We start from the raw sequence: 22,272 nt of genomic DNA on the forward strand, positions 1-22,272 counted from the left end.
TGGAACCATGAAAAAAGTGGATCCCTTTGTGATCGTGATCGGGTATGACGGCTCGAAACAATCGCATGAAGCCCTGGAATGGGCCATTGAAGAGTCCCGGTACCGCAATGCGGAGCTTCGGGTGTTGACGATCTGGAATAAAGCGCCGATGGCGTGGTATCCAGCGATGCTGGAAACAGCCGCAGGCGAAATCGTGGCGGAATCCTCCCCCGAGCAGCAAGCTGAAGCACTCAGCGCGAAAGCGGCACAGGCAGCAGCAGGTGTGAACGTCGTGACACGGACTATCAAAAACGACTCAGCGGCGTCAGCAATTATTGAGGCCGCACGGGAAGCCGACCTGGTGATCGTCGGCTCCCGCGGCCACGGCGGCTTCGCCGGCCTGCACATCGGATCAGTCTCCGCCCAATTGGCCAACCACGCTCCGTGCCCTGTCCTGGTTGTCCGCCCGAAAACCGCTTGAGCGTCCCGAGGTGACTTGCCCAATCACTGGGCGCTGATCACTGGGCGCTAGGCGAGGGGCCTTCCACAAGGTGCCGGGCGAAGTGGTCTTCAATCCGCTGCCAGGCTTCCGCTGCAGCGTCGGGGTCCGGTTTGACGCCCATGACGCGGAACAGGGGCCGGAGCGGACGCGGGCCTCCCTCGGCGTCGTTCATAAAGGCGTGGCCGGCGCCGTCGAATTCCTTGACGTCGTGCTCGATCCCCAGACCATCAAGGACGGTTTCGAGTTTCGCGGCCTCTCCGGGTAGGGTGCGGTCCGCCTTGCCGAAGTTGCCCACCACCGGACACGCGCCCAGCAGTGCTTCCTCCGGGTTCTTGGGCAGCCTGCCATAGTTCACGGCCGCCGCGTCGAAGCCGTCCTTGGCGATCAGTAGGGCGAAACCGCCGCCCATGCAAAATCCGATGACGCCCATTTTGCCGTTGGTCCGCCCCGACCGCTCCAGCCAGGCCTGCGCAGCGGCCAGGTCCGTGAAGGCCTTGCCGGTGCCCGACATGAGCGAGCGCATGGTGGAGACCAGGCAGCGGCGCGCCCCGCCGTCGCTGAACAGGTCCACCGCCAGCGTCAGGTAGCCGGCCCGCGCGAGCCGGTCCGCCTGGCGCCGCGAGATGTCATTGAGGCCGAACGCCTCGTGGATCATCAGGACGGCGGGAAACGGGCCGTTTCCCGCCGGTTCCGCCAGGTAGCCGCGCAAGTTCCGCGATCCGGTGAGGGCCGTTGCGGCTCCGGCCGATGCGGTGCCCGCCGCACTGAGGTCGATGAGCGTCATGATGCGGGCCTTCCCTTGGCGGATGCTGTTACCCGACAATCTCACAGAATCGGCGCACGTCCCCAGGAATGGCGGCCGTTTGTGGCGAATCGGCGCACGCAAATGTAGGCGGGTTCGGCGCCGAGGGCATGAAGCTTCTTGCGCTGCATGGTCCGGCCGCAGCAGGAACACTGGCAGTACATGTCAGAGGCCATGGTTTTTCAGCGCTTCCTTCACCTGATCGACGGTCGGCACCCCCGCATACCCGCCGGGCGTGGGGTAGATCCGGCATGCGAGATCACCGCTGGGCGCCCCGTCGGGGAAGATATCGGCCCCGTCTGCGGTGATCGTGGGCGAACCGGCAAATCCAGTCCCGGCGGTCTCGGCAACAGACTCAATGAGCCGCAATTGGACCGGGACGTCGTCGCGCCCCAGGGCGGCCAGAGCGGCTTCGACCTGCTCGAGCGCTTTTGCCGTGTTCGGGCAGTCATCGATGTGGAGCAGTTCTATTCTCATATGGTCGTTGTTCCTGTCCGGGCCCGCCGGCTATTGTGCGGCGTCGGTGAGTTTCTGGCGGAATTCCGCCTCGCTGTTGAGGATGAGCTTTTCACCGTCAAGGAAGAACGTGGGCGTCCCGGTCACGCCCAAAGCTGTGCCGTCGGCGACGTCTTTGCGGATCCGGTCTTTGGTCTTTTCATCCGCCACGACGGCGTCGTAGGCGTTCAAGTCCAGGCCGAGCTCCCGCGCGAAGGTCCTGAACAGGGCGCCTTGGGAGTCCTGCCTCTCGCCCCACTGGGGCTGGGTTTCGAACAGTTTTGCGGCCATCTGTTCGTACTTGCCCTGCGCGGCCGCGGCCTCGACGGCGAGGGCCGCGGTTGCGGAGTTCCGGTGCCCGGGGAGCGGGAAGTAACGGTGGACGAACGTGATCCTGTCCCCGTACTCCTGCTTCAGCTCCTGGACGAGCGGCTCGGCGGCGCGGCATGATTCGCACTCGAAGTCCAGGAACTCGACGAGCTGCGCCTTCTCGGTGGATGGAGATGTTACCCGGTGGCTGTCCTCCCGGACGAGCTGTGCATCCGCGGCTGCAGGCGGGGGTGTCGGTGCGGGTTTGGTGGCGGTGAAGACCGCGTACCAGATGACACCGCCGGTGACGATGACCGCCAGCAGGATCCATATCACCAGGCGGGCCGTCTTGGCCGGGTCGCTGGGGGCCGGCGTTTTTGTTAGGGTCCGTGTCATCAGCTGTGGTTGCTTTCCTGATCGCTGCGGGCTGGTTCTATGGCGGTCGTTTTTGGGGCCAGAGACAGGCTGAGAGCCGTCGGTCCGGGACCCGATCCGCAGCCCTCGCAGCAGTCGGAAGCCTCACTCGGTCCGGCAACAGTCGTCGGAGCTGTTGGCTTGGCCGAACCGGCCCGTGCGCCGTCGTTGCTTTTGCCGGTGCCCGGTTCGGCGGTGGCGCAGCATTCATCGGCATCCTGGTCGTGGTCGGCCGCGGCATGGGGGAGGGCGCAGCAAACGTCGCCTTTCCAGGCGTTGATGCCTTCACGGACGGCGATCCCGGCGATGACCAGTGCCGCGCCGGCGTCTGCCCACCACCAGCCCAGCGTGCTGTTCAGCACCAGGCCGACCAGCAGAACCGCGGAGAGGTACGTGCACAGCAGCGTCTGCTTGGAATCCGCCACCGCGGTCTTGGATCCGAGTTCCCGGCCGGCACGGCGTTGAAGCCAGGACAGGACGGGCATGATGGCCAGGCTCAGGGCAGCGATGACGATGCCCGGCGTGGATTGCTGGGCCTCGCCGCCTCCGGTCAGCGACCTGACGGAGTCGACGGAGACGAACAGTGCCAGGGCGAAGAAGGAGATCGCGATGATCCGCAGAGTTATGTGCTCGCGCCGTTCAGGGTCCTTGGCGGAGAACTGCCAGGACAGGGCGACGGCGGAGGCGACCTCGATCACCGAATCGAGTCCGAAGCCGATTAGGGCCGAGGAATCCGCCACGTTGCCCGCCCAGAGCGCGACGACGGCCTCAACGAGGTTGTAGGTGATCGTCGCGGCCGCGAACAGCCGGATCCTCCGGCTCAGGACAGCGCGCCGGGAGGCGGTGGGCACGGTCTGGAGTGTCGTGGTCATGCCAGGCACGTTCCGTCCGGGGCGCAGCAGGCCGGGTCAACGGCCAGCACTACGCCGAGCAGATCCCTGATCGCATGGCCCAACCGGGCGTCAGCGAGCTCATAACGGGTCCGCCGTCCATCCGGGACAGCCACGACGAGGCCGCAGCCACGCAGGCATGTCAGGTGGTTGGACATGCTCTGCCGCGAGACCCCCAGGGAATCGGCCAGGTCCGACGGATACGCGGGCGCATCCGCCAGGGCCAGCAGAATCCGCGCCCGGGTAGGGTCAGAGACCGCGTAGCCGAACCGGGCCAGCACCGGGGCATGCGTAAGAGTTTCCATGCCAACAAAATACAGTCCTGGATGTATTCACGCAATTGTGTATTCAGCTGCTGTTTGGCCGTTTGCGGCGAATGGGCGGTGCGGGAGCTGCCACCGAGGCCGGGGTCGCGCCGGAGTCGCATCGGTTGGACGAAGATGGCCGCTATCCGGCGTGGAATGGCGGCCCTTTGTGGCGAATCGGCGCATGTCGCCAGGAGTGGCGGCCGTTTGTGGCGAATGGGCGCATGTCGCCAGGGGTGGCGGCCGTTTGTGGCGAATCGGTGGTGCCGGAGCTGACTCGGAGGCCGGGGTCGCGCCGGCGTCGCATCGGTTGGACGAAGGTGGCCGCTATCCGGGGTGAAATGGCGGCCACTTGTGGCGAATCGGCGCACGTTCCCACGAATGGCGGCCACTCGTGGCGAATGGGCGGTGCTGGAGCTGTCTCGGAGGCCGGGGTTGCGCCGGCTACGCATCGATTGGACGAAGGTGGCCGCTATCCGGGGTGGAGTGGCGGCCACTTGTGGCGAATCGGCGCACGTCGCCAGGAGTGGCGGCCGTTTGTGGCGAATCGGTGGTGCCGGAGCTGTCTCGGAGGCCGGGGTTGCGCCGGGGTCGCGTCGGTTGGACGAAGGTGGCCGCTATCCGGGGTGGAGTGGCGGCCACTTGTGGCGAATCGGCGCACGTCCCCGCGAATGGCGGCCGTTTGTGGCGATCTGGCGGCGCGAACGGCGTCCGCCCCAGCCCACGCAGCCCACACGAAAGCGGCGCCGGACATCCCCCAAAGGAATGTCCGACGCCGCCGACTTCGTTGATGACTATCAATCCTTCTTGAAGGCGTCCTTGACGTTTTCGCCGACCTTCTTGGCGTCGGCGACGACCTGGTCCTTCTGGCCCTCCGCGCGCAATTCGTCGTTGTTTGTCGCGTTTCCAGTGGCTTCCTTGGCCTTGCCGCCCAGGTGCTCTGCTTCGTTCTGAATCTTGTCTCCGATACCCATGGTGGGAACCACCTTTCGTTTCCGGTTGATCGTTCACTCACCATAACACAAAGCATGCTTACTAATTCAAGAGGTGTTGGGTCTCAAGTGCGTCTCGGATCAAGCGGGCGCAGTTTCAAGGCGCAATCCCGTGCCGGCGGGATGAATTCTTCGGCGGCGCCGGGCTAGGCTCGATCCCATGGATCACACAATCAGCCTGACCCAGCACATCAACGCCCCGGCAGAAAAGGTGTGGGCGGTCATTTCTGACATTCCCGGATCGGCTGCCACGCTCTCCGGCATCGATTCAATCCAGATGCTGAGCGACGGCCCCTACGGCGAGGGGACCCGCTGGAAGGAGGCCCGCACCATGATGGGGCGGTCGGAAACGGTGGAAATGTGGGTGTCCCAGACCGACCCTCCACGGAGTACCACGGTGAAGGCGCTCCAGGGCGGGGCTGACTACACCTCACGGTTCACGCTGGCCGAGCGCGACGGCGGCACGGACCTGACCCTGACGTTCGGCGCCGAACTGGTCAACCCCTCCCGGCGGAGCAGGCTGGCGATGGCGCTCTTTGGAAAACTGGGCATGCGCATCACGCGCAGGGCGCTCGCGAAGGACCTGGCCGAGATCGCGGCCAAGGCCGAGTCGCTCTAATGGCGCGTGGCACCATGGCGCCGAAGGCAAACAAGGCGCCCAAAGTCACCCCGCCGCGGCTCAGCCCCGTCCGGCTGGCAGACCTCAGGGATGACCCGTCCCCGGCTTTCCAGTCCGGGGAGCGGTACGACGGCGTCCGGTACAGCAGGGCGTCAGCCGACGGGCTGGAACTTGGCGGCACCGACTTCGCTGAGTGCGACTTCCAGGGCGTGTCGTTCAACGAGACCCAGCTGCGGGGCGCCAGCTTCCGTGACTGCATCCTGGCCGAGGCGTACGCGCCGGTGTTCATGGCGGCCAGGAGTACGCTCCGCGACGTCGAGATCGGCAACCCCCGCTGGGGTTCCGCGGAACTCTACGAAAGCGGCTGGCAGTCCGTAAGGATCGACGGCGGCAAGCTCGACTATGTGAACCTGCGCGGATCCAAGCTCATCGACGTGCAGATCAGCGACTGCATCATCAACGAACTGGACCTGGGTTCCTGCGCCGCGACCCGGGTGGCGCTGAAGAACTGCACCATCGGCACCCTGGACGTCGCCGGCGCCAGGCTCAAGGACTTTGACATCCGGGGCACCGACTTCCGCGCCATCAGCGGGTTGGAGAGCCTTGCCGGCCTCGTCATCGACGACTACCAGCTCGGCCTGCTGGCCCCGCTGATGGCAAGCCACCTCGGTGTCATCGTCGCGTAATCCGGCGCGGCTCCGGTTGACCCCCTTGCGCCGCAGTGTAATCTTTATAGAACGAACGGTCGGTAAATTGGCGCACCAGCGGGTCGAACGTGGACGCCGCCGCCGATGAGAGTTCTTTCGATGACAGAGACGTTTATCGCGTGAAGGGTGTACCCATGGCATCAGCAGCAGCAGGACCACAGGCATTTCTCGTAGGCGGTGCCCGCACCGCGGTCGGCCGTTACGGCGGGGCCCTCTCCGCGGTCCGCCCCGATGACCTCGCCGCCCTGGTGGTCCGCGAGGCTGTCGCCCGGGCGGGGCTGGATCCGGAGAGCATCGACGAGGTGATCCTGGGCAACGCCAACGGCGCCGGCGAGGAAAACCGCAACGTCGCCCGGATGGCCACCATCCTGGCCGGCCTGCCGCTGCACATCCCCGGCATCACCGTGAACCGGCTCTGCGCCTCCGGCCTGAGCGCCATCATCATGGCCAGCCAGATGATCAAGTCCGGCGCCGCGGACATCGTGATCGCCGGCGGCGTTGAATCCATGAGCCGCGCCCCTTGGGTCCAGGAGAAGCCGCAGACCGCCTTCGCGAAGCCGGGACAGATCTTCGACACGTCCATCGGCTGGCGCTTCGTGAACCCGCTGTTCCGGAAGGGCGAACTCTCCCGCGACGGGAAGATGACCTATTCCATGCCCGAAACGGCCGAGGAAGTCGCCCGCGTGGACGGAATCACCCGCGAGGACGCCGACGCCTTCGCCGTCCGCTCGCACGAACGCTCCCTCGCGGCCATCGCCGCCGGCCGGTTCGCCGACGAGATCGTTCCGGTCACGGTCAAGACCCGCAAGGGCGAAACCGTCGTCGACACCGACGAGGGCCCTCGCGCCGGCACCACCATGGACGTCCTCGCCGGGCTCCGCCCCGTCGTCGCCGGCGGCTCGGTCGTTACGGCAGGCAACTCCTCCACGCTCAACGACGGCGCCTCCGCCATCATCGTCGCGTCCGAAGCCGCGATCGAGCGGCTCGGCCTCACCCCGCGCGCGCGGATTATCGACGGCGCCTCCGCCGGCTGCGAACCAGAAATCATGGGCATTGGCCCCGTCCCGGCCACGCAGAAGGTGCTTGCCCGGACCGGCCTGGGCGTCGGCGACCTCGGCGCCGTCGAACTCAACGAAGCCTTCGCCACCCAGTCGCTCGCGACCATGCGCCGACTCGGCCTGGACCCCGAAATCGTAAACCGCGACGGCGGCGCGATCTCCCTGGGGCACCCGCTGGGTTCCTCCGGCTCACGGCTCGCGATCACCCTGCTGGGCCGGATGGAGCGCGAGGACGCCCGGATCGGCTTGGCGACCATGTGCATCGGCGTAGGCCAGGGCACCGCGATGTTGCTGGAACGCGTCTAGTGGCGGCCGCGACGGGCCTCAACCCGCAGGAATTCAGCACGCTGAAGGTCGAGGAGCGCGAGGACCGGCTGGTGGTGCTCCTGAACCGGCCCGAGGTCCGCAACGCGATCGACCAGCAGATGGTCGATGAGCTGCACGCCGTCTGCGCCGCGCTGGAGAAGACGCCGAAGGTGCTGATCATCGCCGGCACCGAGGGCATCTTTGCCTCCGGCGCGGACATCGGGCAGCTGCGCGAACGCCGCCGCGACGATGCCCTCCGGGGCATTAACTCCACGATTTTCGTCCGGATCGCTAAGCTTCCGATGCCGGTCATTGCGGCCCTGGATGGCTTCTGCCTGGGCGGCGGCGCCGAACTCGCCTACGCCGCGGACTTCCGGATCGGCACCCCCTCGGTGCGGATCGGCAACCCGGAAACCGGCCTGGGCATCCTGGCCGCTGCCGGTGCGAGCTGGCGCCTGAAGGAGCTCGTGGGCGAGCCCGTGGCCAAGGAAATCCTGCTGGCCGGCACCGTGCTGCGCGCCGAGCGGGCCCTCGCCGTCAACCTCATCACGGAGATCCACGAGGCCCCCGAGCTGATGGCCGCGGCCCATGCCCTGGCCGACAGGATCGCCGGCCAGGACCCCCTCGCGGTGCGGATCACGAAGTCGGTGTTCCACGCGCCCGCCGAGGCGCACCCGCTGATCGACGAGCTGGCGCAGGGAATCCTCTTTGAGTCCCAGGCCAAATTCGACCGCATGCAGGCTTTCTTGGATAAGAAGGCAGCTAAAAAGGCAGCCAAGACGTCAGCCACGAAGTCCGAGCAGGATCCAGACCGGAAGAAGAACTGAAGATGAGCAATTCCGTACTCCCCGCGAACCTTCCCGACTTGGTCGGAGTCCTGGGCGGCGGCCGGATGGGAGCGGGCATCGCGCATGCCTTCCTGATCAACGGCGCCAATGTCCTCGTCGTCGAGCGCGACGAGGAAGCAGCCGAGGCAGCCCGTGAACGGGTGGAATCGGCGGCGGCCAAGAGCATCGAGCGCGGCGCCACGGACGGCAACCTGGACGAGATGGCCTCGCGGCTCTCCGTTACGGTGGACTATGACGACTTCCGGGACCGCCAGCTGGTCATCGAGGCCGTCCCCGAGGACTGGGACCTGAAAGTCGCCTCGCTGCGGGGGATCGAGGACCGCCTGGCCGCCGACGCGTACCTCGCCTCCAACACCTCGTCCATCTCGGTCAACGCGCTGGCCGGCGAGCTGCAGCGCCCGCAGAACTTCCTGGGCCTGCACTTCTTCAACCCGGTCCCGGCGTCGACCCTGATCGAGGTCGTCCTCGGCGAGCACACTTCCGGGCCGCTGGCCCAGGCCGCCCGCGGCTGGGTGGAAGCACTGGGCAAGACCGCCGTCGTCGTCAATGACGCCCCCGGCTTCGCCTCCTCACGGCTGGGCGTCGCGATTGCCCTCGAGGCGATGCGCATGGTCGAGGAGGGCGTGGCGTCCGCGGAGGACATCGACAACGCCATGGTCCTGGGCTACAAGCACCCCACCGGACCGTTGCGGACCACGGACATCGTGGGCCTGGACGTCCGCCTCGGCATTGCCGAGTACCTCGCCTCGACCCTGGGGGAGCGCTTCGCCCCGCCGCAGATCCTGCGCGACAAGGTGGCTCGCGGCGAACTCGGACGCAAGACCGGCAAGGGCTTCTTCGACTGGACCAGCTGATGTGACGGACTGCTCGACGGCGGTCCGGCCTTTGCAGGCGCCGCCGAGCAGGAACCGAATGACAGCGTGTCTCGTCAGGGCGATTGCCGACGAGAGGAGGCCCCCTCCCCGTCTTATGGCACGAGCACGATTTTTCCCGTCGCAGCCGAGGATTCAAGCATCTCGTGAGCGCGACGAGCTTCGGATAACGGCAGACGCTCCGCCACGACCGGGTGGATCTCACCACGACGGAGCAGCTCAATCAGGGTGCGAAAGTCTTCCCTGAACCAGTCCTGATGGCGAATTCGCAGTTTCTGGATCCGGTAGGCGAGTACCCTCCGGCGGGGTGAGAGCAGACCCCAGAGTGCGACGCTGGTGGTGGCCGCGTACCACCCGATCCACGCCCGCCAGCTCTTGCGCCCGCGTTTGAGTGTGGAGTAATGGCCGAACACGACGAGCCGGCCACCGGGCCGCAACGCGCGGAAGGAGCGAAGCGACAGGGCGCCACCGAGCCCGTCGAGTGCAACATCGACGCCTGTGCCGGTCAGTTCGCGCAGCCGGGCGACGAAATCTTCGTTGCGATAGTCGATCGCGACCGCGCCGAGCCTTTCGACCGCGGCGCGGTCGCCAGCTGAGGCGGTGCCGTAGAGGCGAAGACCTGCCAGCGCGCCGAGCTCGAGGACCGCGGTGCCTACCCGGCCGGCTGCACCGTGCACGAGCACAGATTCCCCGCTCTTGGTCATCGCAACGCGGTGAAGCAGTTGATAGGCGGTCATGTAGGGGAAGACGAGGCTCACGACCTCTGCCGGGTCGAGGTCCTCGGGCACCTCGACCGCGTAGGCCTCGGGCATGCAGACGAGCTCCGCGTTGGCGCCCCAAACGGTCAGCGCGCCGACGCGGTCACCTTCTCGCAGCCTCGAGCAGCCCTTGCCGAGCTCGTCGACGACACCGACGAGTTCGTAGCCGGGCGTGAATGGCGGCTTCGGCACCCCAAAATACGTGCCCGCGCGCAGCTGGGAATCGGTGAATGAAACGCCGGAAGCCAGAACCCTGACACGGACTTCCCCCGGACCCGGCCTAGGATCGTCAGCTTCAACCACTTTAAGGACCTCTGGTCCGCCGAAATGGTCGACGACAACGCGTTTCATTGGCTCAGCCTACGCCGGCCACTGTGTCTTGCGTCAGTGGCTTTGGTCCGGTCTCTTGCGCGAAGGCCGCCCGGAATTTCCTCTTGCCCTGAGATGCCGGCTTTGGCTCCGAAGGCCCTCCCAGGAGCCTACGTCTGACCGAGGATGGTTCCATCGATACCGTGCCGATGGAGACATGCGCCGTTGCCGGATGTGCCGGTCAAATCCCCGGGAGATACAGGTCAAGGTCTGGGGATTCGGCTGGGATTCCGCCGGGCCACCGCGAAGGATCCGCCCCCTACGATGGTCGGATGAGCATTCTTCGTCCCATCACCCTGACCGGCAAATACGTCGTCCTTGAGCCGCTGAGCCCGGACCACCACGACGGACTCGTCGAGGCGGCCCGGGACGGTGAACTGTGGCAGCTCTGGTACACCAGCGTGCCCGCCCCCGAGGAGATGGCCGCCGAGATTGAGCGGCGCCTGGCGCTGCAGGACAGCGGCTCCATGCTGCCCTTCACCACGCGGCTGATTGACCCCGCCACCGGCGGGCCGGGCGGGGTGATCGGGATGACCAGCTATATGAACATCGACGCCGCCACGCCCCGGGTGGAAATCGGCTCCACCTGGAACGCGGCGTCCGCCCATGCCAGCGGCAGCAACCCGGACTCCAAGTTGCTGCTGCTGAGGCACGCTTTTGAAACGCTGGGCTGCCCCGCCGTCGAATTCCGGACCCACTGGCTCAACCACCAGTCCCGCGACGCCATCGCGCGGCTCGGCGCCAAACAGGACGGTGTGCTCCGCAGCCATACCCGCAGCAGTGACGGCGCGCTGCGGGACACCGTGGTGTACTCCATCCTGGAGCACGAGTGGCCAATGGTCCGGAACGCCCTGGAGTTCAGGCTGGCCAGGCCGCGCTAGGGAGCCGAATAGACTTTCTCGGCGTTCAGGGCTGTGTAGTACGCCAGGTAGCCCTTGGCGTTCGGGTGGAAGCCATCGGGGCTACCGGTGGCGCCGTTAATCCATGGGTCGTCCGTCGAGAGAATGCCGTGGCCGGCGAAAGCGGCCCGGACGTCGACGAACTGCACGTCGGTGGTGTCGGTGTCGGTGGCCAGAACGGCTTGGGCGATGGACCAGTTCAGGCCGTTAGTCAGGTCAGTGGCCTGGTAGATGAACGCGGACATTGGATTGGTCGGATCAAGGGGGACCGGATCGTAGAGGTAGGGGTAGCCGGTCACGACAATCTTGGCGTTCGGCGCGGCCGCCTGCACACTCTGAATCATCGAGGCCACCTCGCCGGCCAGCTGCCCGCTGGCGATCTTGGCCGCCGCGGCAGCGCTGGCTGTCTGACACGCCGGACCTGCCGCGACAGGATCGCGAAGGGCGGCGCCGCAGTTCGTGATGATATCCCCGAACCCAAGGTTGTTGCCGCCGGCTGTGATGGTCACCAGTTCCGTGGTGTTGTTCAGCTGGCGCAGCTGGGAGTTCACGACATCCTGGGTGGTCCTGCCGCTGCAGGCCGCGTTGGTGACCAGCTTGATGGCTTTGGCGCCGGCCGCGAGTTCGGAATAGGCGTTCTCACTGCGGTAACAAACATCATCCCGGTACGGCCCCGCGCCCTGCCCCGCGGCGAAGGAGTCCCCGAGCGCGATGTACTTGGTCTTATCCACGGCCTGCGCCGGGACCGCCGACAAACCGACCGCCATTGCCACGGTGGCGAGACCGGCAGCCAGAGCCGTCCGCCGGCGTCGAAGATTCAAGATTCCCATGGTGTTCCCCTCAGTAGCACGTAGGTTCAGCGCCCCGCGCCGAGGTGGTGTCAGTCCGGCGGCAGGCGAGCTGAAAGAGCCCGGCAGCTACCGGGTTCACCGACACCTTACGCGGACGTCTGCACCCACACCATGCCAATAGGCCCCGTTGTGGGGATCTTTCGTGAATCGACCCGTGGATCGGCGCCGGTGCGTGTGCTTGACTTTCAGGATGACGATTCCCGCCGCGCCCGGAGGCCAGGCCAAGGGGACGGTCCTGCCCGGGATGGTGGACTGGGACGGGGCGGTCAATGCCTGGCATGTCGCCGGCAGCGTGTTCCGGATGGGACGCCGCGAGTGGCTCACCGACGCCGGCTGGCAGCAGGCGTACGACGGCGGCATCCGGACGGTGATTGATTTGCGCAACCCGGACGAGATCCGCCCCCGTGACACCGATCCCCGGGTGGGCGCCGAGACCCTGGCGGCGTTCGACGTCGTGCATGCGCCGACCGAAGACCCCGGCAACAGCGAATTCTGCGAGCTCTGCGTTCCCTACCTGAACGATCCGGCGTCGTATGCGGACAATGCCCGGATCTTCCCCGAGGAGCTGGTTGTCGCCGACGATGAGCGGCCAGGTCTGTGTGGGGTCTGTGTAGGCGTGCCGTAGGTGGTGCCGTCCTCGCGGAACGGGGAGACGAACTGGTCCTCGTTCCCGGCGATCGTCCTGAGCTGCTCAGCTGATCATTCGGCCATGGTTTCCCACCGTCCAGCGCAGCCACGGCGTCCGTCAGGTGGTGCTCTTCCGTCGCACCGACGATTGGGGCGTCGACGACGGGGTTTTTCAGCACCAGGCGAGGGAGATCGTCGCCATGGACACGTTGCGGCCCTTCGCTATGCGTTCGACCGCGTCGATTGTCGACTTGTCGCTGTCCTTCCATAGCGGGTTGCCGTCGAAGTCGGCCTGCGGGTTGTCCTTGCCCCTTGTGGTGTTGTTCTTCCCCCAGGGCTAGCAACGACGCCGGCGGCGAGCGGGCTCCACGGCAGGCTGCCTACGCCCTGGTCCCGGAGCAGGGGGAACATCTCCTGCTCCTCGCCGCGCTGGACCAGGTTGTACTGGTCTTGCATCGAGACGAACGTCGTCCACGCGTGCAGCTGGGCTGTGTGCTGCATTTCGCGAACTGCCAGGCGAACATGCTCGAGGCGCCGATGTAGCGGGCCTTGCCGGCCTTCACGACGTCGTGCAGAGCCTCCATGGTCTCTTCGACGGGGGTGTGCGGGTCGAACCGGTGGATTTGGTACAGGTCGACGTAGTCGGTGCCGAGGCGGGCCAGGGAAAGGTCGATCTGTTCCATGATGGCCTTGCGGGACAGGCCCTCACCGCCGGGGCCGTCGCCGACCTTCTGGTGCACCTTTGTGAGCACGACGTCGTCACGGCGGGTCTTGGCGAGGGCGCGGCCAACGATCTCTTCGGGGGAGCCGGCACCGTATACGTTCGAGGTGTCCCAGAGGTTGATCCCGAGGTCGAGTGCCTGGGCGAAGTATCCCTTGGCGTCTTCCCAGGGCAGCGCCCAGCTCCAGAACGGCACCTTCCCGTCGCCGAAGCCCATCGGGCCCAGGGCGATGCGGCTGATGTTCAGGCCCGAAGACCCCAGTCTTGTGTACTCCATGTCCTGCCTCCTTTGAATTAGCGGTCGATGGAGGACATGTTGGCCTCGTCGTGGCGTTCTCCGGCTGCGGGCCGGAGTGAGTTCAGGCGTTCGAGCTGATCGGTGGTGAGTTCGATGCCGTCCGCTGCGGTGTTCTCTTCGACCCGGGAGACGCGGCGGGTGCCGGGGATCGGGGCGATGTCGTTACCGCGGGTCAGCAGCCAGGCGAGGGCGGTCTGTGCGGGGGTCGCGCCGATCTCGGCGCCGATGGCCTTCACTTCGTCGACGATTGCGAGGTTCCGGTGGAAGTTCTCGCCAGTGAAGCGCGGGTTGGTCTTGCGCCAGTCGTCGTCGGCGAAGTCCTCGACGGACCGGATCTGGCCGGTCAACAGTCCGTGTCCGAGCGGGGAGTACGGGACGAAGCCGATGCCGAGTTCGCGCAACAGCGGCAGGATCTCCGCCTCCACGTCGCGGGTCCACAGCGAGTACTCCGTCTGCAAGGCCGAGACCGGCTGCACGGCGTGTGCCCGTCGGATGGTCTCAGGGGAGGCCTCGGACAGCCCGAAGTGCAGTACCTTGCCCTCGGCGATCAGGTCCGCGACGGCTCCGGCGGTTTCCTCGATCGGGGTGTTCCGGTCGATACGGTGCTGGTAGTACAGGTCGATATGGTCTGTGCCGAGGCGCTTCAGGGAGCCCTCGACGGCGGCCTTCACGTTTGCCGCGCTGCTGTCGATCACGCCGGGGCCGCCACCGGAATGCGAGACCAGGCCGAACTTCGTTGCCATTTTGACCTGGTCGCGGCGACCCTTGATCGCCTGGCCGACGATCTCCTCGCTCAGGAACGGCCCGTAGATCTCCGCCGTGTCAATGTGGGTGACCCCTAGCTCGAGCGCCCGGTGGATCGTGCGGATCGACTCCGCGTTATCCAGGGCGCCCTCGCTGGTGTAGGTGCCGGCCATGGTCATGGCGCCGAGTCCGATGCGGGAGACTTCCAGGTCTCCGAGGCGTGCGTTCTTCATGTTGTGTTTCCTTTTCTCAGGCCTGGGACGTGGGCATGGCCCACAGCTCGGCAATGGAGGATCGGCGAGGGCGGGTCACCATGAAGGCGATGCTGTCGGCGATGTCCCGGGGCTGCAGCGGCTCGGTGTCGACCGCCCCGGGCTCGAGCACACCGACGCGGACGTGTTTCTTGGTGACCTCTTGGCGCAGGGCCTCGGTGAAGCCGTTCACGCCGAACTTGGTCATGTTGTAAACGCCGAAGTTCGCCCACGCCTGCCGCCCGGCGATCGAGGAAATGTTCACGATGTCGGCCACTTCCCGCGGCCCGTGCTTGGCCGCCTCGAGCAGGTGCGGCCGTGCGCGTTGGTCATGTAGAGCAAGCCGTTCTGGTTGACGGGGATCATCCGCTCCCATTCCTCAACATCGGCACCAACGATGGGGCCGAGGTGCATGAGCCCGGCGTTGTTAATCAGGATGTCCAGGCGGCCGAAGCGATCGACAACCTCCGCTACAGCCTGTTCGGCCTGGGTGCGGTCGGTGATGTCAGCCGCGACGGCATGAGCGGTGCCGCCGGCGCCCTCGATCTCGGCCACGAGTTTGTCGAGGCGGTCCTGGCTCCGGGCGACGACGGCGACGGACGCCCCCTGCTCGGCGAGGCGGCGGGCGGTGGCGTCACCGATGCCGCTGCTCGCACCGGTTACCAGCGCATCGGTGCCGGTCAGTTTTGCTGTCATTGGTTTGTTCTCCTTCATACGGTGTGGCCGATATTTGGGCAGGCGCCAGCAACGTGCGTCCAACGGAATTGGGAGTTGCTTGAATTGGTCGGCCTGCCCGCGCCCTGGGTTCAGGGGGACGGCCGGCGCAGATAGGGGATGTCAGGCTTCTGCTAGTTCCTAGCGTCGTCTTGTTCAGTCATGTTCTGTCTTTCCTGGGTTAAGTGTTTTGGGCCGCGCGTGGGAGCGCAGATCCGGGGCAGAAGATCCGCTGGTGGCGGTTTTCTGGGCAGGTGATGCCGCCCAGCTGGCAAGGAACGCCAGCGCGTTTTCGGACGCGGACCCCGGCTCGGCCGTGAAGGTGAACAGGGTTTGTCCCTCATCGCCGGGAAGCTGAAGCGTCTCGAACTGCAGCGACAAGTCCCCGACGACCGGATGGTGAAATCGCTTGGTTCCCGTGGTGTGGATCCGTCCGTCATGGCCAGCCCACAATGCGGCGAACAGCCCGCTGCGTGTAGTCAGCTCCCCAACCAGCTCGTTCAACGCCCTGTCATGGGGATTGCGCCCCGCTTCCGATCGCAGCATCGCCACCGTGCTGGCCGCGATCGCGCGCCAATCGGGGTAGAGGTCACCAGCGCCCGGATCGAGGAAGAGGTAGCGCGCCTGGTTCGGCAGCTGGCTCGGAGTCTCCGGACCAGCAGCTGCTGTGGACTCGAACACTGGCCCGTACAGCGCGCGGCCCAAGAAGTTGGCGGCCAGCACGTCCGAACGTCCGTTCTGCACCATGGCGACCGCTCCGGTCATCCCGTCCAGCAAACGCAGTACTCCGGGCCGGACCCGCTGCTGTGGTGGTCGGCGCGCCGCGCGCCGCGACGGCGAGTCGGCCCTCCTCGCCAGGTCCATCAGATGCGCCCGCTCTGCCTCATCCAGCTGAAGGGCGGAAGCCACAGCCTCAAGCACAGCGTCCGAGACACCGCGCAGGCTGCCGCGTTCCAGCCGCGTGTAGTAGTCCGTGCTCACCCCGGCGAGCTGCGCCACATCCCCACGGCGCAGGCCCGGCACACGGCGCAGCTCCCCGTACTTGGGGATGCCGGTCTGCTCCGGGGTGATCTTCGCGCGTCGCGAGATCAGGAAGTCACGGATTTCTTCTCTTCTTTCCACATCCACCACGCTACGCAGCCTGGGCGCGCGGTGGCAGTGTCTATCAGACACCCCCACTTGAAGCGGACGCCCGGGTCTCGCCCCTCAGCCGGCAGCGCCAGCGGACGCCCGAATCCTTGATGGAGCGCAGCGGAGGCCAGGACTCCAGGAACGGGTCGGGCCCACTGGGGGCTCGTGAACGTCTACACATAGTCGCTGTCCCGGTGCTGACATCGAGGGCGTCGAGGCTGCCTGTCCGGAATGGAATGCCGGGATAGGCAACGCGGGCGTGCTCGATGAACTCGGGAACCAGATCCACTCCGAGTGCAGGATTCCCAGCTTCATTAAGAAAGTTTGTCCATTGGCCCGGACCGCTACGGATAAATGCCGGTAGCCGATCCCTCATCGGTCAGGCCGCGATAGCTCCGGTGTCTTCGTCTGTGTAACTCTTCGTCATGAGTAGGCGTGTCCGAAGCCCGCTGATGAAGACCGCTGAAGATGGCGGTGGTGCGGGCGGGCCGGGGGAAAATCTTGGGAGCGGCGGTGTAGGTGGCCGTGTCGTCCTTGGTGGGAAGTCGAGCACTCGGTCGGGGCCGGACCTCTGTCGCAGCGCTTCTTCGGCTTTGAGATCTGCGGAGCGAGAACATGGGCCTGACGGGTGTGCACAAGCGCGGTACCCGGGAACTCACGCACGGCCGAAGGGCAGCCCTGGAGGGAAGGCGCGACCTTTCAGTTTGCAGTGGAGTGCCATTTGGATCGGCAGGCAGTTCGTTATGTTGGCGGGAGGACTTTTCGTCCCGGGAGCACATAGGGTTTGTTGTGGAAGGGACAATGACAGGGTTCCGCATCCGTCGGGATAAGTAGTTCGCAGGCAACATGCGGACGCCCCCGGGTGTCCCTGGTGTTCCCACCCCGGGCATGCCTCATTTTGAGCTGAGGTCCGGGGCGAGATCTCGAGGTTCATGGCCGGAAAGTCTGATGGCGGCGCACGCATTCCCCTTTCAGTAAACGCCTGAGAGGATCTTTCATCGAACCGATGCCTGAAAGGCAAGTGACCACGATGCACATCAAGGAACAGTGGAACCGCCTCGATCCCGCCACCCAGCAGTGGCTGATAGAAAACCCGGGATGCATAATCCTGCCACGCACCCTGACAACCATTTTCAACGAAGCAACCGGGGAAAACGCCGACGCCGACGTGCATGGCGAGACGGTGCTGACCGAGGAGGACAGGGACTTCATCCAGGCCAAGGCCCGCGAAGCGACGGCCGCAGGTACTCCTTCGGACTTTCGGTTCTTTGACGCCACCCAGCCCTGACGAGACCCCCCGGGAAACCACCAGCCCGTTGCTTTTCGAGTCCGACGGGGATGGCGGGCAGATTGCCGTGGTGGAGTTGACGATGACTAAGCCGGCGCGAACGGGTGTGCTTAACCTGTTGTTGGCTGATCCACATCAGTCGCCATGGCATCCATGGTGTCGCTCTTGATCAGTCCTCCCCGCCAGGCAACGCCCGCAGACAGTCCCGGTGACATTTGCGCTGCGAAAACGCCGCCATTGAACGCTTTGTTCCACAGGGATCAGTCTCCATGGCAGTCTCAGAAACGGTCGTATGTGACAACCAGTCAATTCATGATGCAGTTCAGGTACGTGCGTATTGGGTGGCCGTGGTGTGGGCTTCTACTGCCAGGTTGAGTTCTTCCAGGGTCGGGGGGTTAGCTCCCGGGCGCTGTACGGTGATGGCCGCGGCTGCAGCTGCGGTGTGTCCGAGCTGGTCCAAGACAGCAGGGGCGAAGCCTTCGGTTCCTCGGGTGAGAAAGCCCAGGATCAGGGCGGCCATATAGGAGTCGCCGGCGCCGATGGTGTCTGCAACTGTGGTTTTCACGGCAGGAATGCTGATGTTAGCGACGGAGGTGGTGAATTGTGATCCTTCGGCGCCCTTCGTGATGACGGTGAGTCGGCTGCCCAAACCTAGGATGTGGGCTGCGGTTTCGTCCAGGCTTTTTTGGGGGTACAGCCATTGGGCGTCCTCGTCGCTGAGTTTGACGACGTCGGTTAACGGCACGAGCTCTTCGAAGGTGGCTTTCGCTTCCTCATGGCTGCCGAGCAGGGCTGGCCTGATATTGGGGTCGTAGGTGATCATGCAGTGTTTGTGGGCCTGTTCGAGCAGTGATTTCACGGCGCCGGCACCGGGACTAAGGAAAGTGGCGATTGATCCGGTGTGCAGGATTTTTGGGAACTGGGCAGGGGCTGTCGGGGCAAGGTCCCAGGAGACGTCGAAGTCGTACCGGGCGGAGCCGTCCGGTGCCAGGGTTGCTGTCGCCGACGCCGTCCGGGTCAGAGATCTTGAGCCGGGCAGAAGTACGACTCCCGCGCTGCTGAGATGGTTTTCGATGGAGATCCCCCGCGCGTCCGGGGCAATGGCCGTGAGCAGGCCTGTGGTGACACCGAGGCGGCCAAGTCCGTAGGCGACATTGGCCGGCGAGCCTCCTGGGTGTTCGACTTTGCCGCGTGACGTTGTAACGACATCGATCAGCGCTTCGCCTACCACTATGACGTCGAGCGTCTGGTGAGCGTCGGGCCGGGCTGTTGTGAGGTAATCCATGGGTGTATCTCTCGTGGGAAGCTGATGGCGGGGCCCGTCCAAGCCACATCAGTCCGCCGACCGGTGACCCGGTCCGCGGACTGACATGGCGGCAGCAGTTGTTCAGGCGGTGGCTGCACCGGTCATGATCGCAACTGCATCGGTCATGGTGTGTGATTGCGGGGTGATGGTGGCGGCGCACTTGCCGAGGCGCTGGATGTGGATCCGGTCCGCCACGTCAAACACGTGGGGCATGTTGTGGCTGATCAGGATGACTGGCAGGCCGCGGTCCCGGAGGTCCCGGACCAACTGCAGGACCTGGTTCGATTCCCGGACGCCGAGTGCCGCCGTCGGTTCGTCCAGCACGACCACTTTGGAACCGAAGGCCGCGGCGCGGGCCACGGCGACAGCCTGGCGCTGGCCGCCGGAGAGGTTTTCCACCGGTACGGTGACGTCCTGAAGGGTGGAGATGCCCAGCCGGGTCAATTCCTGTTTGGCCTTCGTGCGCATGCCTTTGGTATCAAGCATCCGGAACACGCTCCCGAGGAGCCCGGCACGGCGTTCCTCCCGGCCGAGGAAGAGGTTCGAGGCGACGTCCAGGGCCGGCGAGACCGCCAGGTTCTGGTACACCGTTTCGATGCCGTGGGCACGGGCGTCCTGGGGGCGTTTGAAGTGGACCGGCTGCCCGGACACCATCAGTTCACCCGTATCCGGAATCTCGGCACCGGTGAGGCACTTGATCAGGGTGGATTTGCCTGCACCGTTGTCGCCGATGATCGCCAGGACTTCGCCCGGGTACAGGTCCAGGCTGACGCCGTCCAGTCCCACGACGCGGCCGAAGGTTTTGACGAGGTTCCGGGCCTGCAGGATGGGCTCGCGGGTGGCGACGTGGGGGGCTGAAAATTCTGTCGTGGTCATGACTTGACCTTTCGGATCCACTGGTCGATGGAGACAGCGAGGATGATCAGGACGCCCACTGCCAGGGTCTGGTACAACACGTCCAGCCCGGCGAGGGAGAGGCCGTTGCGGAAGACGCCCACGATCAGGGCGCCGAGAAGGGTTCCCCAGACGGAGCCGCGGCCGCCGAAAAGGCTTGTTCCGCCGATGACGACGGCGGTGATGGAGTCCAGGTTAAGGTCTACGCCGGCGTTGGGGCTGGCTGCGTTGGTTCGGCCGATCTGGATCCAGGCGCCGACGGCCAGGACGGCACCGGCGGCGAGGTAGACGCTCATGAGGACCCTGTTCACGGCGATGCCGGCCAGGCGGGCGGCTTCCTTGTCATCGCCCACGGCGTAGACGTGCCGGCCCCAGGCGGTTTTGCCGAGGATGAACGCGATGGCGATGTAGAGCAGGAGCATCACGACGACTCCGGTGGAGATCCTGACCGGGCCCACCGGGAAGGTGGTTCCGGTCCAGGTGAGTAGGGGCGGCATGGCCGAGCCGCGCACTGTCGCGCCGTTGGAGTAGAGCAGTGTAAGGGCGATGAAGATATTCAGCGTGCCCAGGGTGACGATGAACGGCGGGAGCCGGAACCGGGTAACCAGGAATCCGTTGAGTGCTCCGGCGGCGAGTCCGACGATCAGGCCCGCGAGCAGCGCGATTGGCGCAGGCACTCCGTTATTGACAGCGAGTTGGGCCATGACCATGGACGAAAGGATCATGACGGCCCCGACGGAAAGGTCGATGCCTGCGGTGAGGATGATGAGGGTCTGGGCGATGGCCAGGGTGCCGACGACGGAGACCTGCTGGGTAATCAGGGAGAGGTTTTCAACCCGCAGGAACCTGTCATTGAGGAGGCCGAACACGACCACCGAGATGAGAAGTACAAGGGCGGGGCTGACCGCGGGGTAGCGGTGGAGGATATTGCGTATCCGGCTGAGCGGTGTCTGGCGGTCGAGGAATTCCTCCGCCAGGTCGGCATGCCCGGCGCTGGGCGGGCCGGCGGTCTGTTGCTGGGTCACGATTGGTCCTGATCTTCCGTGATGGTTGCTAGAGCGGGCCTAGCTCGATGGATGCGGGGCGGGGAGGCCGATAGCGGGCTCCGGCCTCCCCGCCCCGCAGTGAAGCTGGGTGTGCTACTTTCCCCAGCAGATGTCGGAGGCTTCGGTGGTGGTGATGCTCTTGACGCCGTTGGCCGGCTTGTCCGTGACGAGCTCGACGCCGGTGTTGTAGAAGTCCAGCCCCGGGGAGTTGGCCGGCTTCTGGCCGGTCTTGGCGAGGTCAACGATGGCCTTCACTCCCAGTTCGGCCATCTTGACCGGGTACTGCTGGGCCGTGGCGCCGATGACGCCGGCCTTGACGTTGTTCACGCCCGTGCAGCCGCCGTCCACCGAAACCACCAGCACGTCCTTTTCCTTACCGGCGGCCTTCAGTGCCTCGAAGGCACCCGCTGCTGCAGGTTCGTTGATGGTGTAGACGACGTTGATGTTCGGGTTCTTGGCGAGGAGGGTTTCCATGGCGGTGCGTCCGCCGTCCTCGGCGCCCTGGGAGGCCTGGCTGCCGACGATCTCGTAGTCGCCGCCCTTGCCGCCGGTGTACGTGCCGGTCTTGGCTTCGTCGCCGTTCTTCTTCTTGTCCGCGGTGTCGATACCCAGGCCGGTCAGGAAGCCCTGGTCCCGGTTGTAGTCCACCGAGACGACCTTGTCGTCAAAGAGATCGACGAGGGCAATGGTCGCTTTTTTCCCATCCAGCTGGGCTGCGGTCCATTTGCCGATCAGCTCGCCGGCGGCAAAGTTGTCCGTGGCGAACGTGATGTCGGCGGCGTCGGCGGGGTCCGGCGGGGTGTCCAGGGCGATGACGAAGAGCCCGGCGTCCTTGGCCTTCTTCAGGGCGTCCACTACGGACGGGCCGTTGGGGGTGATCAGGATGCCCTTGTCGCCCTTGGAGATGGCGTTCTCGATGGCCTGGATCTGGGTGTCCTCGTCGCCGTCAGCCTTGCCGGCTGCGAGCTTAAGGTCCACGCCGCCGGCTTCGGCGGCCTTCTTTGCCCCGTCCTGCATGGAGACGAAGAACGGGTTGGTCGTGGTCTTAACGATCAGGGAGACGCCGACCTTTTCAGCGGACGCGCCTTCCGTTGCTGAGGTGGAGGGGGAATTTCCACCACAGGCAGAAAGACTGAGCGCTCCCAGGGTCAGTACTGCTCCGGCAGCGAACAGGCGGGTGGCCGTTGAACGGGGTGCTTTGGAACTCAACATTGAATCTCCTGGTGTTTGAGGCCCTCACTGGCCTCGACAACGATGTCATGTACGATGTAAGCAGC

The 22,272-nt window shown here is 65.6% G+C and carries 26 protein-coding genes and 1 pseudogene; 9 read left to right on the forward strand and 18 right to left on the reverse strand.

Annotation, left to right across the window (positions count from 1 at the left end):
- Nucleotides 1–7 precede the first annotated feature (7 nt).
- Entirely contained in the window at nucleotides 8–460 is a 453-nt protein-coding gene (locus J2X01_RS09655; RefSeq protein WP_310056252.1) for a universal stress protein, read from the forward strand.
- A 37-nt stretch (nucleotides 461–497) separates the two neighbouring features.
- Here J2X01_RS09655 and J2X01_RS09660 read toward each other — a convergent pair whose 3' ends face one another.
- From J2X01_RS09660 to J2X01_RS09685, 6 genes are all read right to left on the reverse strand, one after another.
- Nucleotides 498–1,265, reverse strand: a complete 768-nt coding sequence (locus tag J2X01_RS09660; protein WP_310056255.1) for a dienelactone hydrolase family protein — start codon at nucleotides 1,263–1,265, stop codon at nucleotides 498–500.
- Between the two features lie 183 nt (nucleotides 1,266–1,448).
- Complete coding sequence (locus tag J2X01_RS09665) at nucleotides 1,449–1,760, reverse strand: thioredoxin family protein (protein ID WP_310056258.1); 312 nt, start codon at nucleotides 1,758–1,760, stop codon at nucleotides 1,449–1,451.
- 30 nt (nucleotides 1,761–1,790) lie between these two features.
- Nucleotides 1,791–2,483: a DsbA family protein gene (locus tag J2X01_RS09670; protein ID WP_310056261.1), complete on the reverse strand. Its 693-nt coding sequence runs from the start codon at nucleotides 2,481–2,483 to the stop codon at nucleotides 1,791–1,793.
- On the reverse strand, nucleotides 2,483–3,373 hold the full coding sequence (locus J2X01_RS09675) for a cation diffusion facilitator family transporter (protein ID WP_310056265.1): 891 nt from the start codon (nucleotides 3,371–3,373) through the stop codon (nucleotides 2,483–2,485). The genes J2X01_RS09670 and J2X01_RS09675 overlap by 1 nt, the downstream gene beginning before the upstream one ends.
- Complete coding sequence (locus tag J2X01_RS09680) at nucleotides 3,370–3,696, reverse strand: ArsR/SmtB family transcription factor (RefSeq protein ID WP_310056267.1); 327 nt, start codon at nucleotides 3,694–3,696, stop codon at nucleotides 3,370–3,372. Before J2X01_RS09680 ends, J2X01_RS09675 begins: the two co-directional genes overlap by 4 nt.
- A gap of 797 nt (nucleotides 3,697–4,493) precedes the next feature.
- On the reverse strand, nucleotides 4,494–4,670 hold the full coding sequence (locus J2X01_RS09685; protein ID WP_035739049.1) for a CsbD family protein: 177 nt from the start codon (nucleotides 4,668–4,670) through the stop codon (nucleotides 4,494–4,496).
- 178 nt (nucleotides 4,671–4,848) lie between these two features.
- On the opposite strand from J2X01_RS09685, the gene J2X01_RS09690 reads away from it, so the two are divergent.
- The 5 genes from J2X01_RS09690 (at nucleotide 4,849) to J2X01_RS09710 (ending at nucleotide 9,080) form a co-directional block, all read left to right on the forward strand.
- On the forward strand, nucleotides 4,849–5,307 hold the full coding sequence (locus tag J2X01_RS09690) for an SRPBCC family protein (protein ID WP_310056270.1): 459 nt from the start codon (nucleotides 4,849–4,851) through the stop codon (nucleotides 5,305–5,307).
- Nucleotides 5,308–5,321: 14 nt separating this feature from the next.
- A complete protein-coding gene (locus J2X01_RS09695; protein ID WP_310056272.1) occupies nucleotides 5,322–5,993 on the forward strand; it encodes a pentapeptide repeat-containing protein in 672 nt (223 codons plus the stop codon).
- 155 nt (nucleotides 5,994–6,148) lie between these two features.
- Nucleotides 6,149–7,378 (forward strand): thiolase family protein, encoded by a 1,230-nt coding sequence (locus tag J2X01_RS09700; protein ID WP_310056274.1) that lies wholly within the window; start codon nucleotides 6,149–6,151, stop codon nucleotides 7,376–7,378.
- Nucleotides 7,378–8,205, forward strand: a complete 828-nt coding sequence (locus tag J2X01_RS09705; protein WP_310056276.1) for an enoyl-CoA hydratase/isomerase family protein — start codon at nucleotides 7,378–7,380, stop codon at nucleotides 8,203–8,205. Before J2X01_RS09700 ends, J2X01_RS09705 begins: the two co-directional genes overlap by 1 nt.
- A gap of 2 nt (nucleotides 8,206–8,207) precedes the next feature.
- The gene (locus J2X01_RS09710) at nucleotides 8,208–9,080 is read left to right on the forward strand and encodes a 3-hydroxyacyl-CoA dehydrogenase family protein (protein ID WP_310056279.1); all 873 of its coding nucleotides are present in this window, start codon (nucleotides 8,208–8,210) and stop codon (nucleotides 9,078–9,080) included.
- Between the two features lie 113 nt (nucleotides 9,081–9,193).
- On the opposite strand, the gene J2X01_RS09715 is transcribed toward J2X01_RS09710, so the two are convergent.
- Nucleotides 9,194–10,207: a medium chain dehydrogenase/reductase family protein gene (locus J2X01_RS09715; protein WP_310056282.1), complete on the reverse strand. Its 1,014-nt coding sequence runs from the start codon at nucleotides 10,205–10,207 to the stop codon at nucleotides 9,194–9,196.
- Between the two features lie 290 nt (nucleotides 10,208–10,497).
- On the opposite strand from J2X01_RS09715, the gene J2X01_RS09720 reads away from it, so the two are divergent.
- On the forward strand, nucleotides 10,498–11,106 hold the full coding sequence (locus J2X01_RS09720) for a GNAT family N-acetyltransferase (RefSeq protein ID WP_310056285.1): 609 nt from the start codon (nucleotides 10,498–10,500) through the stop codon (nucleotides 11,104–11,106).
- On the opposite strand, the gene J2X01_RS09725 is transcribed toward J2X01_RS09720, so the two are convergent.
- Entirely contained in the window at nucleotides 11,103–11,954 is an 852-nt protein-coding gene (locus J2X01_RS09725) for an SGNH/GDSL hydrolase family protein (RefSeq protein WP_310056289.1), read from the reverse strand. The genes J2X01_RS09720 and J2X01_RS09725 overlap by 4 nt on opposite strands.
- Nucleotides 11,955–12,219: 265 nt before the next feature.
- Here J2X01_RS09725 and J2X01_RS09730 point away from each other — a divergent pair.
- Nucleotides 12,220–12,543 (forward strand): annotated as a pseudogene (locus J2X01_RS09730) (tyrosine-protein phosphatase); the annotation flags it as partial.
- A gap of 281 nt (nucleotides 12,544–12,824) precedes the next feature.
- Here the strand turns inward: J2X01_RS09730 and J2X01_RS09735 are convergent.
- From J2X01_RS09735 to J2X01_RS09760, 6 genes are all read right to left on the reverse strand, one after another.
- A complete protein-coding gene (locus tag J2X01_RS09735; protein ID WP_310056295.1) occupies nucleotides 12,825–13,058 on the reverse strand; it encodes an aldo/keto reductase in 234 nt (77 codons plus the stop codon).
- Nucleotides 12,983–13,600 carry an aldo/keto reductase gene (locus J2X01_RS09740; RefSeq protein WP_310056299.1) on the reverse strand — a complete coding sequence of 206 codons (618 nt, stop codon included), beginning with the start codon at nucleotides 13,598–13,600 and terminating at the stop codon, nucleotides 12,983–12,985. Before J2X01_RS09740 ends, J2X01_RS09735 begins: the two co-directional genes overlap by 76 nt.
- A 17-nt stretch (nucleotides 13,601–13,617) precedes the next feature.
- Nucleotides 13,618–14,598 carry an aldo/keto reductase gene (locus J2X01_RS09745; RefSeq protein WP_310056302.1) on the reverse strand — a complete coding sequence of 327 codons (981 nt, stop codon included), beginning with the start codon at nucleotides 14,596–14,598 and terminating at the stop codon, nucleotides 13,618–13,620.
- Between the two features lie 16 nt (nucleotides 14,599–14,614).
- Nucleotides 14,615–14,881 (reverse strand): SDR family oxidoreductase, encoded by a 267-nt coding sequence (locus tag J2X01_RS09750; RefSeq protein WP_310056304.1) that lies wholly within the window; start codon nucleotides 14,879–14,881, stop codon nucleotides 14,615–14,617.
- On the reverse strand, nucleotides 14,878–15,312 hold the full coding sequence (locus tag J2X01_RS09755; protein ID WP_310056307.1) for an SDR family oxidoreductase: 435 nt from the start codon (nucleotides 15,310–15,312) through the stop codon (nucleotides 14,878–14,880). The genes J2X01_RS09750 and J2X01_RS09755 overlap by 4 nt, the downstream gene beginning before the upstream one ends.
- Before the next feature lie 174 nt (nucleotides 15,313–15,486).
- Nucleotides 15,487–16,452, reverse strand: a complete 966-nt coding sequence (locus J2X01_RS09760; RefSeq protein WP_310056343.1) for a helix-turn-helix transcriptional regulator — start codon at nucleotides 16,450–16,452, stop codon at nucleotides 15,487–15,489.
- Nucleotides 16,453–17,467: 1,015 nt separating this feature from the next.
- Here J2X01_RS09760 and J2X01_RS09765 point away from each other — a divergent pair.
- The gene (locus tag J2X01_RS09765; RefSeq protein ID WP_310056310.1) at nucleotides 17,468–17,749 is read left to right on the forward strand and encodes a hypothetical protein; all 282 of its coding nucleotides are present in this window, start codon (nucleotides 17,468–17,470) and stop codon (nucleotides 17,747–17,749) included.
- Between the two features lie 322 nt (nucleotides 17,750–18,071).
- Here J2X01_RS09765 and J2X01_RS09770 read toward each other — a convergent pair whose 3' ends face one another.
- The 4 genes from J2X01_RS09770 to J2X01_RS09785 form a co-directional block, all read right to left on the reverse strand.
- A complete protein-coding gene (locus tag J2X01_RS09770) occupies nucleotides 18,072–19,034 on the reverse strand; it encodes a carbohydrate kinase family protein (protein ID WP_310056313.1) in 963 nt (320 codons plus the stop codon).
- A 102-nt stretch (nucleotides 19,035–19,136) separates the two neighbouring features.
- Complete coding sequence (locus tag J2X01_RS09775; protein ID WP_310056315.1) at nucleotides 19,137–19,931, reverse strand: ATP-binding cassette domain-containing protein; 795 nt, start codon at nucleotides 19,929–19,931, stop codon at nucleotides 19,137–19,139.
- Nucleotides 19,928–20,974: an ABC transporter permease gene (locus tag J2X01_RS09780; RefSeq protein ID WP_310056318.1), complete on the reverse strand. Its 1,047-nt coding sequence runs from the start codon at nucleotides 20,972–20,974 to the stop codon at nucleotides 19,928–19,930. The genes J2X01_RS09775 and J2X01_RS09780 overlap by 4 nt, the downstream gene beginning before the upstream one ends.
- Before the next feature lie 114 nt (nucleotides 20,975–21,088).
- Nucleotides 21,089–22,207 carry a substrate-binding domain-containing protein gene (locus J2X01_RS09785; protein WP_310056320.1) on the reverse strand — a complete coding sequence of 373 codons (1,119 nt, stop codon included), beginning with the start codon at nucleotides 22,205–22,207 and terminating at the stop codon, nucleotides 21,089–21,091.
- Nucleotides 22,208–22,272 lie beyond the last annotated feature (65 nt).

Origin of the sequence: Arthrobacter ginsengisoli (genome assembly GCF_031456935.1) — a bacterium.
Lineage (GTDB): Bacteria > Actinomycetota > Actinomycetes > Actinomycetales > Micrococcaceae > Arthrobacter > Arthrobacter ginsengisoli.